The sequence below is a fragment of the Streptomyces aureus genome, from assembly GCF_000725495.1.
Classification (GTDB): Bacteria; Actinomycetota; Actinomycetes; order Streptomycetales; family Streptomycetaceae; genus Streptomyces; species Streptomyces aureus_B.
Window position 1 is genome coordinate 392,843 of record NZ_JNZD01000004.1, and the last position, 12,732, is coordinate 405,574.

At 73.3% G+C, this 12,732-nt stretch carries 12 protein-coding genes; 7 read left to right on the forward strand and 5 right to left on the reverse strand.

Annotated features, from left to right (window positions below; translation table 11 throughout):
- Window positions 1-60: 60 nt before the first annotated feature.
- Window positions 61-897, reverse strand: a complete 837-nt coding sequence (locus tag IO36_RS07875) for a DUF1206 domain-containing protein (RefSeq protein WP_051900155.1) — start codon at window positions 895-897, stop codon at window positions 61-63.
- Window positions 894-1,292 (reverse strand): hypothetical protein, encoded by a 399-nt coding sequence (locus IO36_RS07880; protein ID WP_037618450.1) that lies wholly within the window; start codon window positions 1,290-1,292, stop codon window positions 894-896. Before IO36_RS07880 ends, IO36_RS07875 begins: the two co-directional genes overlap by 4 nt.
- Before the next feature lie 191 nt (window positions 1,293-1,483).
- On the opposite strand from IO36_RS07880, the gene IO36_RS07885 reads away from it, so the two are divergent.
- From IO36_RS07885 to IO36_RS07910, 6 genes are all read left to right on the forward strand, one after another.
- Entirely contained in the window at window positions 1,484-2,407 is a 924-nt protein-coding gene (locus IO36_RS07885; RefSeq protein ID WP_037617591.1) for a MurR/RpiR family transcriptional regulator, read from the forward strand.
- 371 nt (window positions 2,408-2,778) lie between these two features.
- Entirely contained in the window at window positions 2,779-3,162 is a 384-nt protein-coding gene (locus IO36_RS07890) for a hypothetical protein (RefSeq protein ID WP_037617592.1), read from the forward strand.
- 50 nt (window positions 3,163-3,212) lie between these two features.
- The gene (locus IO36_RS07895; protein WP_078943063.1) at window positions 3,213-4,109 is read left to right on the forward strand and encodes an MBL fold metallo-hydrolase; all 897 of its coding nucleotides are present in this window, start codon (window positions 3,213-3,215) and stop codon (window positions 4,107-4,109) included.
- A 99-nt stretch (window positions 4,110-4,208) separates the two neighbouring features.
- Window positions 4,209-4,553 (forward strand): DUF1232 domain-containing protein, encoded by a 345-nt coding sequence (locus IO36_RS07900; RefSeq protein ID WP_037617594.1) that lies wholly within the window; start codon window positions 4,209-4,211, stop codon window positions 4,551-4,553.
- A 100-nt stretch (window positions 4,554-4,653) separates the two neighbouring features.
- A complete protein-coding gene (locus IO36_RS07905) occupies window positions 4,654-6,060 on the forward strand; it encodes a CAP domain-containing protein (protein ID WP_037617595.1) in 1,407 nt (468 codons plus the stop codon).
- Between the two features lie 392 nt (window positions 6,061-6,452).
- Window positions 6,453-7,709, forward strand: coding sequence for a serine hydrolase domain-containing protein (locus IO36_RS07910; protein WP_037617596.1), 1,257 nt, complete (start codon window positions 6,453-6,455; stop codon window positions 7,707-7,709).
- A gap of 25 nt (window positions 7,710-7,734) precedes the next feature.
- On the opposite strand, the gene IO36_RS07915 is transcribed toward IO36_RS07910, so the two are convergent.
- Together IO36_RS07915 and IO36_RS07920 are read right to left on the reverse strand one after the other, a co-directional pair.
- Entirely contained in the window at window positions 7,735-10,080 is a 2,346-nt protein-coding gene (locus tag IO36_RS07915; RefSeq protein ID WP_037617598.1) for a glycoside hydrolase family 65 protein, read from the reverse strand.
- Window positions 10,077-10,814, reverse strand: coding sequence for a beta-phosphoglucomutase family hydrolase (locus tag IO36_RS07920; protein ID WP_037617600.1), 738 nt, complete (start codon window positions 10,812-10,814; stop codon window positions 10,077-10,079). Before IO36_RS07920 ends, IO36_RS07915 begins: the two co-directional genes overlap by 4 nt.
- A 199-nt stretch (window positions 10,815-11,013) precedes the next feature.
- Here IO36_RS07920 and IO36_RS07925 point away from each other — a divergent pair, with 199 nt between their 5' ends.
- The gene (locus tag IO36_RS07925) at window positions 11,014-11,694 is read left to right on the forward strand and encodes a nucleoside/nucleotide kinase family protein (RefSeq protein ID WP_037617603.1); all 681 of its coding nucleotides are present in this window, start codon (window positions 11,014-11,016) and stop codon (window positions 11,692-11,694) included.
- Between the two features lie 136 nt (window positions 11,695-11,830).
- Here the strand turns inward: IO36_RS07925 and IO36_RS07930 are convergent, their stop codons facing one another.
- Window positions 11,831-12,589 (reverse strand): peptidoglycan-binding domain-containing protein, encoded by a 759-nt coding sequence (locus tag IO36_RS07930; protein ID WP_037617604.1) that lies wholly within the window; start codon window positions 12,587-12,589, stop codon window positions 11,831-11,833.
- Window positions 12,590-12,732: the final 143 nt, after the last annotated feature.

A 12,732-nucleotide genomic window follows, 5' to 3' on the forward strand; every position in this document is an offset into this window, starting at 1 on the left:
CGGGGGGTGTCCGCGCCGGCCACGGCGCGGACACCCCCCGTGTCACGGCCGGGGCGCGGCTCACACCTTCCGCCACCGGGCCATCGCGAACGAGAACAGCCCGAACAGGACGAGCCCCGCGGCGACGCAGGCCAGCAGCCACGGCCCCATCGGCGCGGAGGCGAAGGACCGCAGCGTGCCGTCCATGCCCTTCGCCTGGTCGGGCTGGTACTTCACTGCGGCACGGATCGCGAAGACCCCGGCCGCCGCGAAGACCACACCCCGGGCGGCCCCGCCGCCCACACCCGTCGTGTCGACCGCACGGCGGACCCGACGCGACATCTCGGCGAGCTTGAGGTGCTTGTGGTACTTGCGCATCACGACCCGTACGGCGATCCAGCCGCCCGCGACGACCAGGCCCGCCCCGGCGACGCCGACGATCCACTGGCCGCCGGGCATGCCCAGGGCCTTGGCCGTCACGTCCCGGGACTGCCGGTCGCCCGAGCCGCTGCCGCGCGCGCCGGCCGCGAAGGCCAGCACGGAGTAGGCGACGAACCCGTAGAACACACAGCGCCCGGCCGACGCCAGACGCTTGCCGGCCTTGCCGCCGTCCGCCCCCGCGGCACCGAACAGCGCCTCGGAGAGCCGCCACAGCGCCATGCCGACGAGCCCGGCACCGAGCGCCCACAGCAGGACCGCCCCGAACGGCTTCGTGGCGATCTCCTGAAGAGCGCCGCCCCGGTCCGCCTGCCGTCCGCCGCTGTCGCCGAAGGCGATGCGCAGGGCCAGCAGGCCGACCAGGACGTAGATCACCCCCCGGGCGGCGAGCCCGGCCCGGGCCGCTCCCTCACGCGCCGAACCGGTCGCCGCACGACGGGCGTCGATCTCCTGGCCGCGGGCCACCGCCCCGGCGTTCACACGGACCGCGTCTCGTGCGCGGTCTTCGCATCCAGCCTCAGTTTCATCTGTACCTCCTGGTCACCGGCCTCCGTGCCCAGCTCGTGCACGGTGAAGGCGGCATCGAGGGCCTCCCGCAGACGCTGTGTCGCCCGGGGGCCACCCTGTGCCTCCACGGTCGGCTGCCCCGAAAGTTCCGGGACAGACCCGGCACCACTGCCGGGTTCGGCGGCGGTGTCGAAGAGCACGGTCCACACCGTGGGCCGCCCGCTGCCCGACTCGTGGGGCTCGTCGGCGCCCTCGCGGTCCGCGGTGAAGCGGCCGCACAGGACACCGAGCACCGTCTTGGCGTCGGCCGCGGAACAGTCCCCGAGCATCACGTGGACCGTGGACGCGGGCAGTTGTTGCACGCTCATGAAAACCCTCTCCCTCGCGTCGGCGAACAGGCGGACGCGCCCGCGGACGAGCACGCCGCGACAGTGCCCCGAGTACCCCCCGATCACGTACGAAACGAGGAACGCACACCTTGCTTGCGCCGTGACCGGCCCAGGTCAGAAAGGTCCGTGAGCTATGTTGAGTTCTCGTGGGACATGAAGGAGGCGCACCGGTGCCATCGCCGCAGCAGGCACGCGCCCAGGCATCCGCGATCACCTCGGGAAAGACGGCGCCCGAGGCGGGCGTCGCGCCCACGTCCCAGCTCAGGGAGCTGTTCGACGGCCCCCGGCTCTCGCCCGGCCAGCGGCGCATCGCCCAGTACCTGATCGAACACATCACCGAAGCCGCTTTCCTGTCGATCACCGATCTGGCCGAGCGGGTGGGCGTGAGCCAGCCCTCCGTGACCCGTTTCGCGGCGGCGGTGGGCTTCAGCGGCTACCCCGCGCTGCGCGAGAGCCTCCAGGCCATCGCGCTCAGCACCCTGGGCAGCGCGCCCGGGACCCCGGCCGAGGTCACCAGCAACGAGCTCCAGGCCGCCGTCGACGCCGAGATCGAGAACCTGGAGAACCTGCGCCGGGACTTCACCGACCCCGACCAGATCATCCGGGTCGGCCGGGCCCTGTCGCAGTCGGCGCCGCTCACCGTCCTCGGGCTGCGGATCTCCGTCTCGCTGGCCGAGTACTTCGCGTACGCCGCCCGTCGCATCCACCCGGACGTCCGGGTGGTGACCCGCGGCGGCTCCGTCGCCTACGACGCGCTGCTCCAGTCGCGGGAGGCGGGCGGCAGCTGGGTCCTGGCCTTCGGAATGCCCCGGCACGCCCAGGAGACGCTCACCGCCATGCGGGTGGCCCGCAGCGCCGGTCTCCAGGTGGCCCTGATCACCGACCTCGGGCTCGGCCCGCTGGCCGACGAGGCCGACGTGACCTTCGCCACCGGCACCGGCTCCCGGCTCGTCTTCGACTCCTACGCGGCCCCCGTGGTGCTGTCCGCGGCGCTGCTGCAGGCGATGACGGACGCCGACCCGGAGCGCACCCAGGCGCGCCTGGAGGAGTACGAGCACGTCGCCGAGCAGCACCAGTTCTTCCTGAGGGACTGACCCCGCTCCGGCATCCCGGGCCCGGCAGCGGCCCGGATCGGCCGGCCCCCGGCCCGGTCGGCGCCCCGCGTCTTGCAGGGGCCTTTCTCCCGTACCCGCTCCCACCACGGCATCAAGGGATCATTCACATCAAAGCACGCATGAATGTTTTCATGTCCTTGCGCTTCCGGCGGCATATATAAATACTTCTTTCGGATCGTGCCCCGGAGGCTTCCAGGTCACGACCCATGAGCACCGGGGGCCGTCCGCTCCTACCCGCATCGGGTCCCTGGTGTTCGAGCGGGTCTCGCCCGGCGAGACCCGTGGTGGCGGTCCCGGTACCCCTATGCCGGGGCCGCCCCCAGAGTCCCCGCCGACGTACCCCGGAAGCGATGAACATGGCCCTGACGTACTCACCGATCACCTCGGACTGGCCGTGCCAGGTGAAGACCCCCGGCAGTTTCGACTGGGAGCGATCGGCGGTGAAATGGCTGCGCGAGCTGGTCCCGAGCCGCTACGCCAGCTACCCCGTGCTGCACAAGCACCCCGTCCTGCTCGCCCGCCACGCGCACCTCCAGGTGCAGCAGGAGATCCGGGTCGCGCGCACGGCGCTGCAGACCGCCCGTTGCGAGCTGCCCGGCCTCGGGCTGCAGGAGGGCGTCATCGAGCACTCGATCAAGATGTACGCCGCCGAGGTGATGCAGCTCCAGCACATAGCCCGGAGCATCCGTACGGTGTCCCAGGCGCTCGTGGACCACGCGCACACGCGACACTGAGGTCACGGGCCCCGTCACCGGCCCGACGGGACCGAGACGAGGGAGACGGCGTGGACAGTGCCGGGCAGCAGACAACCGGCGCCGGTGCGGACGAGGACCGCGCGACGGCCGCACCGCTCGACGTGCGGTGGATCCACGGCTCACCCTCCGCCAAGCACAACACGGACCCCGACATCCAGGTCCACGCCTACGACGAGAACACGGTGATCCTTCGCCAGAACAAGGCGATCGACTACGAAGCGCCCTTCATGTTCCTGCTGTTCGGGACCGAGCGTGCGGTCCTGATCGACACGGGCGCCACGGCCTCGGCCGAGTACTTCCCGCTGCGCCGGGTCGTCGACGAGGTCGTCGGGTCCTGGCTGGCCGAACACCCCCGTGACGACTACGGGCTGCTGGTGCTGCACACCCATCCGCACGGCGACCACGTCGCCGGCGACGGCCAGTTCACCGGCCGTCCCGGCACCGAGGTCGTGGACGCGGCCCTCGACGGCGCCTGGGACTACTTCGGGTTCCACGACGACCCCGACGCGGTCGCCCGGATCGACCTCGGCGGCCGGGTGCTGGAATGCCTGGCCACACCGGGCCACCACCGGGCCGCGGTGACCTTCTACGACCCCTGGACCGGAATCCTGCTGACCGGCGACACCGTCTACCCCGGACGCCTGTACGTGGAGGACTGGCCCGCCTTCACCCGTACCGTCGACCGGCTGATCGACTTCTGCGCGCGCCGCCCGGTCACCCACGTCCTCGGCTGCCACATCGAGATGAGCCGGGAGCCGGGGCGCGACTACCCCGTGCGCACCACCTATCAGCCCGACGAGCCGCCGCTGGAGATGACCACGGATCAGCTCCTGAACATCCGCCGGGCCGTCGGGTCCGTCGCCGGCCGGCCCGGCCGGCACGTCTTCGACGACTTCGTCATCTGCCTCCGCGACCCCGGCCACTGAGCCGGCGAACACCCGGACGGCCCCGCCCCGGGCGATAGCCGGGCCGCGAGCGGGCACACGGGAGGAAAGCGCACCCGACGACCTCCCTTAGGCGGACGCATGGACTCGACCTCGTGGACCCTGGTCCTCGTCATCGGCGCGGTCCTCGCGGCCGCCGCGCTCGCGGTGGCGGTGGTGCTGCTGCGCCGGCTCGTGCGCACCCGCCGCGACCTGCGGCGGGCCGGACTGCCGACCGGACCCCGCTGGGTGTTCTGGGGCGCCGTCGCCTATCTCCTGCTGCCGACCGACCTGCTGCCCGACCCCGTCTACCTGGACGACATCGGCGTCCTGCTGCTCGCCCTGCGCTCGCTGCGCGCGGCCGCCCCCGCCGTACCGCTGCGGCCGGGCGCCGCCCCCGCCCCGCGCGGCACCCGTGCCGTCACGGACGGGACGCGCAAGCGGTAGGTCCCGGGAACCGCGGGCGGCCACCGGTCCGTTGAGCGGTCGACGGCCCGTGCCCCGCCCCGCGCGGGGGCCACGGACCACGACAGCGACGGGCGGCGGCATGAGCGAACTGGTTCCCGGGGGCAACACGCCCCTGCCGGAGGGAGTCCTGACCTTCCGGGTCCCGGGCCCCTTCGACGTGTCCGCGCTCGTCACCGACGACACCGGCAAGGTGCGCGGCGACGGCGACTTCGTGTTCTACAACCAGCCGGCGGCGCCCGGCGTCCGGCTGGCCGGGGAGCGTCTCACCGTCGATCCGCGGCGCCTGCGGCCCGGAGCGTCCCGCGTCACCCTCGTCGTCAGCCCCGCCGATCCCGCCACTCCCCTCGGACGCCTGCCCTCCCCGACCGTCCGGGTCACCGCGTCCGACGGCCGCGCCCTCGCCCGGTTCACCCCGCCCCGGACGGAGCGGGAGACCGTACTGCTCCTGGCCGAGCTGTACCGCCGCGGTGCCGCGTGGAAGCTCCGGGCCCTCGGGCAGGGGTACGCGGACGGACTCGCGGGGATCGCCCGGGACTTCGGGGTCGACGTCACCGAGGACACCGCGCCACCGGCCGGAGTCCCGGGCGCGTCCGGGACACACGGCCCCGGCGGGGCCCCCGCACGGGTCTCCGCCCCGGCCGGCCGGCCCGGTGGCGGACCGGCCTCGGGTCCCCGGGGCGGATCGCCGGGGACACCGGGAGGCGGCCCCGACCCGGAGGGATTCCTGGGGCCCGTGAACGCCGCACGCGCCGCCGCCGGTTCACCGCCCGTCCGGCTCGACGCCCGGCTGACCTCCGCGGCCCGGACACACGCCGGTGCCATGGCGGCCCAGGGCCTGCTCGCCGCGCGAAGCCCTGACGGCGTCTCCGTCCACCAGCGCGTCCTCGCGGCCGGTTACGCGTACCTGACCGTCGGCGAGCACCTGGTCTCCGGGCCGCGCACCCCGCACGAGTTCGTCGAGTACTGCCTCTCCGCGGACGGGTCGCGGCGCACCCTGTGCGACCCGGTCCACGAACACGCCGGTCTGGCCTGTGTCGCCGACCCCCGCACCGGCGACCTGTACTGGACCGCGCTGTGGGCGACGCCGTTCAGCCCTACGGGCCTGGACGGCTGGAGACGCGAGGTCGTCGCGCTCACCAACACCGAGCGGGCCCGGGCCGGTCTGGCGCCCCTCACCGCCTGGGCGACGCTCACCACCGCCGCCCAGGCCCACAGCGCCGACATGGTGGCCCGCGACTTCTACGCCCACACCTCCCCCGAGGGCGGTCAACCGTGGGACCGGGCCGCCGCCGCGGGCTGCACCCTGGGCGCCATCGGCGAGAACATCGCCTGCGGGCAGCGCTCCCCCGCCGAGGTGGTCCAGGGCTGGATGGACAGCCCCGGCCATCGCGCCAACATCCTCAAACGCGACTTCACCCACATCGGCATCGGCCTGGCCGGCGGCAGCAGCGCGGGCATGTACTGGACCCAGCTCTTCGGCGGCTGAACCGACACCGGCCCTCGCCGCAGACCCGCCGGGCTGCGCGGCGTACGGGGCCGGTGCTTGAGGCCCGGCGCAGGGCGCCGGTGCGAGGAGGGGCGGTGGTCGGGGCCCGGAGTGCGGACGGTCGGTGGTCGGAGCCCGGAATCCGGAGGGCCTGTGGTCGGGGCCCGGAATCCGGAGGGTCGGTGCGCGGGGGCGGTACTCGGAGGCCGGTGCGAGGGACGTCGTGCGCTGCTTTCCGCCAATTCGCCGATTCCGGCCCGCCGTTTCCGCTCCATCCCCGTGCCCTGCAACCCACGCGCCGCTTCAGCGCGTACAGATGGTGCCGTCGCCCGCGTCCGCGGCGCGGTCCGGGCCGGCGCGTCGAACCGGCAGATGGCACTCGGGAGAAGCAGATGGTCTCAGCAACGGCGGTTACGGGCACGGCCTTGGGCGCGGTCGTGGTGTCCCTGCTGGCGGCCCCGGCCCAGGCCGTGGCCCCGGCGGGCGCGCCCCAGCCCCCCGGCGCCGCACGGGTCGCCTCGGCCGCCGCCGCGCCCGACGACGCGGGCCTGCGGGCGATCCTGCGGACGGCACGCTCCCAGGGTGCGCCCGGCGCGATGGCGCGGATCGACGACAACGGCACCGTGCACCGGCTGGTCGAGGGCGTCGACGACCGGGCCACCGGACGGACCATCAGCACGAACGACCGGTTCCGCGTCGGCAGCGTCACGAAGACCTTCTCCACCGTGGTGCTGCTTCAGCTCGTCGACGAGGGGAGACTGAAGCTCGACAAGTCGGTCAACACCTATCTGCCGGGCCTGCTGCCCGACGACCGGATCACCGTGCGGCACATCCTGAGCCACCGCAGCGGGCTGTACGACTACACCAACGACATGTTCGCCCGGTCCGTCTCCGGCTTCGAGGCCGTGCGCAACAAGGTGTACACCTACCGCGATCTGGTACGGCTGTCGCTGGCGAAGCCCCGCACCAACGCCCCGGGGGCCGCGTACTCGTACTCGAACACCAACTTCGTGGTCGCCGGCATGCTGATCGAGAAGCTGACCGGTCACAAGGTCGCCACCGAGTACCAGCAGCGCATCTTCACCCCGCTGAACCTGACCGGCACCTTCTACGTGCATCCCGACACCGCGATCCCGGGCCGCTACGCCAAGGGCTACCTCACGTCCGACACGGCGGGCGGGGCCCCGGTGGACTCCACCCGGCAGACGGTCTCCTGGGCGCAGAGCGCGGGTGCCATCATCTCCACACCGCACGACCTGGACGTCTTCTTCTCGGCGCTGCTGCGGGGCAAGCTCATGTCCGCCGCCCAGCTCACCCAGATGACGAAGTGGACCCGGGTCAACAGCACCACGTCCTACGGCCTCGGGCTGCGCCGCCGGGACCTGTCGTGCGGGATCTCCGTGTACGGACACACCGGCACCGTGCAGGGGTACTACACGTACGCGTTCACCACGAAGGACGGCAAGCGCAGCCTCACCGCCCTGGCCAACACCTCCAACAACACCACCGTGCTCAACACCATGTACCGCGCCCTGGAGCCCGCGTTCTGCGGTACGTCCGCCGCGCGGGCGGCTACCCGTGCCCTCTCGCCGGGCGCGGCACCCCGGGAGGAGTCCGAGGACATCGCGCCCTCGGTCGGCCGCGACTGACCCACCGGGGGCCGGGCCTCACGTCTCACCCCCGGGAGTTCGGCCGCCGGTGCGGCGGCTGCTCGGGGGCGGGACGCAGCCGGGGGGCCGGGATGGGCAGGCTCTGCGGCTTGTCGGCGTCGACGGTGAGGAGTTCGCGGTGGTGGCGGATCTCCAGCGGTCCGCCGGAGGTGAGCGTGTAGGTGGCCGCGTCCTGCCCGATCTCGACCCGGAGCCGGCGGCCGAGGACCTCCAGGGAGAAGGCGAGCCGGCTGAGGCGTTCCGGCAGCCGGGGCGCGAAGTCCAGCGTGTCGCCGTGGTGGCGCAGCCCGCCGAACCCGGCGACCAGGGCGGTCCAGGTGCCGGCGAGCGAGGCGATGTGCAGCCCGTCGCGGGTGTTGTGCTCCAGGTCCTCCAGATCCATCAGGGCCGCCTCGACCAGATAGTCGTAGGCGAGTCCCGGATGGCCGGTCTCGGCGGCGATGACGGCCTGGCAGCAGGCCGACAGGGAGGAGTCCCGCACGGTCAGGGGCTCGTAGTAGGCGAAGTTGCGGGCCTTGTGCTCCTCGTCGAAGAACGGGCTGCACTTGTAGAGGGCGAGCACCAGGTCGGCCTGTTTGACGACCTGCTTGCGGTAGATGTCGAAGTACGGGAAGTGCAGCATCAGCGGGTACTGGTCGGGGCGGGTGGAGGTGAAGTCCCAGCGCTGGTAGCGGGTGAACCCGGCGTGCTGCTCGTGGACGCCCAGGTCGTCGTTGTAGGGGATGTGCATGGCGTCGGCGGCGTCGCGCCAGGCCGCGCTCTCCTCCTCGTCGACGCCGAGGTCCGCAGCCCGCCGGGGGTGCCGCTCGACGGCGTCGGCGGCGGCCAGCAGGTTCGCCCGGGCCATGAGGTTGGTGTACGTGTTGTCGTCGGCGACGGCGCTGTACTCGTCGGGCCCGGTCACCCCGTCGATGTGGAATCCGCCCTGATGGTCGTGGTGTCCCAGGGAGCGCCACAGCCGGGCGGTCTCGACCAGCAGCTCGACGCCGGTGTCGCGTTCGAAGCGGGTGTCGCCGGTGGCGGCGGTGTAGCGGACGACGGCGTCGGCGATGTCGGCGTTGACGTGGAACGCGGCGGTGCCGGCCGGCCAGTAGGCCGAGCCCTCCGATCCGGCTATGGTCCGCCACGGGAACGCTGCTCCGCGCAGGCCGAGCTGGACGGCTCGTTCGCGGGCGGCCGGGAGGGTGTTCTGGCGCCAGCGCAGCGCCTCCGCGACGGCTCCGGGCGAGGTGTAGGTGAGCAGCGGCAGGACGAAGGTCTCGGTGTCCCAGAAGGCGTGCCCGTCGTAGCCGGAGCCGGTCAGCCCCTTGGCGGGGATGGCGCGCTGTTCGGCGCGGGCGCCGGCCTGGAGGACGTGGAAGAGGGCGAAGCGGACGGCCTGCTGGATCTCCTCGTCGCCGTCCACCTCGACGTCGGCGCGGTCCCAGAAGTCGTCGAGGTAGGCGCGCTGTTCGTCGACGAGTTCGCGCCAGCCGCTGTGCCGGGCGGCGGCGAGGGCGGCGTCGGCCTGGTCGCGCAGGGCGGGCAGCGAGCGGTTGCCCGACCAGCCGTAGGAGACGAGTTTCTCCAGGCGCAGGGTCTGGCCCGGCTCCAACACGGAGGTGACGGTGAGGCGGGCGACGTCGTCCCCGCTCTCGCTGCTCAGGGTGGTCCGCTCGGGTCCCTCGACCAGGTGGTCCGCGGCCGCCGCGACCCGCAGGCCGCTGTTCCGGGTGCGGTGCACGAGCCGCAGCCGCCCTCCGGCCGCGAAGTGCTCCTCGGGCTCGAGCGGCGACTCCAGCGCGATCGCCGCCCGCGGATCGCCGTCACGGCCGGGCAGTTCCTCGTTGGCGACCAGTTCCGACTGGACGACCACCCGGGTCCGTTGGTCGACGGGTTCGACCTCGTAGGCGACGGCGGCAATCGCCCGCTGGGTGAAGGAGACGAGCCGGGTGGAGCGGACCCGGACCGTGGAGCCGGCCGGCGAGGTCCACTCGCAGGTGCGGGTGAGCAGTCCGGTGCGCAGGTCGAGCACGCGCTCGTGGGAGCGCAGCCGTCCGTAGCGCAGGTCGAAGGGCTCGTCGTCGACCAGCAGTCGGACGATCTTGCCGTTGGTGACGTTGATGACGGTCTGCCCGGACTCCGGATAGCCGTAGCCCGCCTCCGCGTAGGGCAGTGGATGGGTCTCGTACACGCCCCCGAGGTAGGAGCCGGGCAGTCCGTGGGGCTCGCCCTCGTCGAGGTTGCCGCGCCAGCCGATGTGGCCGTTGGCGAGGGCGAACACGGACTCGCTCTGCGGCAGCAGTCCGAGGTGCAGTTCGCTCTCGCGCAGGGTCCAGGGCTCGACCCCGTACGACGTGTGCGTGATCACGCGCGCTCCCCCAGTTCGTCCAGGTCCCGTACGACGATGTCGGCGCCGTGGGCGCGCAGGGCGGCACTCTGGCCCACGCGGTCCACGCCGACGACGTATCCGAAGTGGCCCGAGCGGCCCGCGTCCATGCCGGCGAGCGCGTCCTCGAAGACGGCCGCCTGGGAGGGTTGGACCCCGAGGTCCTTCGCCGCGGCCAGGAAGGTGTCGGGGCGCGGCTTGCCCGGCAGACGCCGTTCGGCGGCGACGACCCCGTCGACGCGGACGTCGAAGAGGTCCTCGGCCCTCACCGAGCGCAGCACGTCACGGCAGTTGGCGCTGGAGGAGACCACCGCGGTGCGCAGGCCCTTGGCCCGGACCGCCTCCAGGTAGCGCAGGGTGCCGTCGTAGGCCTCGACGCCGTCGGTGCGGATCATGTCGAGGAGCAGCTGGTTCTTGCGGTTGCCCAGGCCGTGGACGGTGCCCCGCTCCGGCGGGTCGTCGGGGGTTCCCTCGGGGAGGTCGATGCCCCGCGAGGCGAGGAAGGACCGTACGCCGTCGGCGCGGGGCATGCCGTCGACGTACGCGGAGTAGTCCTCGTCGTCGAAGGGGCGGAATCCGTCGCCGTCGCGTTCCCGCAGGAAGTCGTCGAACGTTCTTTTCCAGGCGGCCGCGTGGACGACGGCGGTCTTGGTGATGACCCCGTCGAGGTCGAAGAGGCAGGCCAGGATCTGCTGCGGCAGGCCGAGATCGCTCATACGGGGAAGTGTGCCCCCGTCGGCCTCCTCCAGCGGGTGGCGAGCGCCACATCACCGCCGTGGCGCAGCGCCGCCTTGTCCGTCCTCCGTCCTCGGCCGTCCCCGGAACGCATGGCCCGGTCGGGCGGGGGGCTTCCGCCGCGCCCCGGGTCGTCGATACTGGGGGCATGGAGATCGCCGCGCCCGGGTCCGGGCTCGTATGACCGGGGCCGGTCCGTCGTTCGAGGACCTGGTGGAGCGGGCCGCGGCGCTCGTACGGCCGGGCCGCCGCGCCCTTCTCGGAATCGCCGGCTGTCCCGGGGCCGGCAAGACGACGCTCGCGGAGCGGCTGGTCGAACGGCTCGGCGCGGACGGGGCCTTCGGGGTCGCGCATGTGCCAATGGACGGCTTCCACCTCGCGGACGCCGAACTGGACCGCCTGGGGCGCCGGGACCGCAAGGGCGCGCCGGACACGTTCGACCCTGCGGGGTACGCGGCGCTGCTGCGCAGACTGCGCGAGGACGAGGAGGAGCTCGTCTACGCGCCGGGCTTCGAGCGGGTCCTCGAACAGCCGCTGGCGGGAGCCGTCCCGGTTCCCCGGGCGGCCCGGCTGGTCGTCACCGAGGGGAACTATCTGCTGCTGCCCGAGGACGCGTGGGCGCGGGCCCGGGCGCAGCTGGACGAGGTGTGGTTCTGCGAACTCGACGAGGCGGAGCGCGTGCGGCGGCTGGTCGCGCGTCACGAGGAGTTCGGGAAGGACCACGAGCGGGCGGTGGCGTGGGTGCTGGGCACCGATCAGCGCAACGCCGATCTGGTCGTCGCCACCCGGGACCGCGCCGACCTCGTCGTCGGACCGGAGGTCGTCGGGACTCCGGTCGGTGAGTCGCCCCTCGGCGGGTGAGTCGCTCTCGGTGGGTGAGCGGCCGGAGGAGGAGGTCACGGCGGCGGGTCGGTGGTCCCGAGCCCCGTGCCGGGGCTCGGGACAGGGGGGCCGGGGCGGAGGGAGCGACCGTCACCGCGCCACCGCCCCGGCCGTCTCAGGGGGCCGCCGTCCTGGATTCCAGGTCGGCCCGGGTGTCGTCGCCGTAGACGCCCGACTCGTCGCCCCGGATGCCGTACCAGAGCTGGAAGCGGGCGACCGCGGCGGTGAGCGTGGCGTCGTAGGTGCCGCTGGTGCTCCCGTTCCGGTACACGTCCGGGATGCTGAGCAGCCGTCGCTGAAGATCCGTCACCTCGGGTCCGCTGTCACCCTCCCGGAGGGTGCCGGTGCCGTCCGGATCGGACGCTCCGGCGGCCGGTGCCGTCGGGGAGTGTCCTCCGGTCCCCGCGGACGGTTCGGTCCGCGCGCCCGGCACCAGAAGGGCGACGGCGAAGCCGGTCAGTCCGGCCGCCGCGATGGCGAGGGTGATCGCGGCGCGGCGCAGCCCGGCGCCGCGCTCGGGGCCGCCGTGGGCGCCACCGGTCTTCTTCCCGGACGGGCGTCCGTCCGGGGCAAGCGCCGCGCGGAGCGGCTCGGCGGTGAAGGGCGGCGGGGTGTCGGCGGTGTAGTCCTCCCCCTCGAAGACCGGGGGCAGTTCCTCGGTCTCGTCCTCCACCTCCATGACGGGCAGGAGGCGCACGGGCGGCAGCGGCTCGGGGGCCGGCGCGAAGACGTCGTCCGCGTCGGTCATCCCCTCCTTCTCGCGCACCTGCCGGAGCAGCTCCGCCAGGGACTCGGAGCGACGGCGGCGCTCGATGTGCGTGGGTTCGATCACGGAACGCCCGGTGGACCTCCCGCGTTCGGGCCGTGTCGGCACACTGCTCTCCTTCCGTCCGCGCGGTCTCCCGCCGTCCCTGTGCAGTGATACGCGCGACCGGGCCGGGACGTTCACCGCACCTCCGCATCCGGGTGATCGCCGGCGGTCCCCGGGGCCGGCCCGTCTCCCTCACGTTCCGGTGA

Excerpts from the sequence above, each read along its gene's own strand:
- IO36_RS07880 (WP_037618450.1), bottom strand. The coding sequence starts at position 1,292 with ATGAGCGTGCAACAACTGCCCGCGTCCACGGTCCACGTGATGCTCGGG.
- IO36_RS07890 (WP_037617592.1), top strand. The coding sequence starts at position 2,779 with ATGAACATGGCCCTGACGTACTCACCGATCACCTCGGACTGGCCGTGC.
- IO36_RS07900 (WP_037617594.1), top strand. The coding sequence starts at position 4,209 with ATGGACTCGACCTCGTGGACCCTGGTCCTCGTCATCGGCGCGGTCCTC.
- IO36_RS07905 (WP_037617595.1), top strand. The coding sequence starts at position 4,654 with ATGAGCGAACTGGTTCCCGGGGGCAACACGCCCCTGCCGGAGGGAGTC.
- IO36_RS07910 (WP_037617596.1), top strand. The coding sequence starts at position 6,453 with ATGGTCTCAGCAACGGCGGTTACGGGCACGGCCTTGGGCGCGGTCGTG.
- IO36_RS07920 (WP_037617600.1), bottom strand. The coding sequence starts at position 10,814 with ATGAGCGATCTCGGCCTGCCGCAGCAGATCCTGGCCTGCCTCTTCGAC.
- IO36_RS07925 (WP_037617603.1), top strand. The coding sequence starts at position 11,014 with ATGACCGGGGCCGGTCCGTCGTTCGAGGACCTGGTGGAGCGGGCCGCG.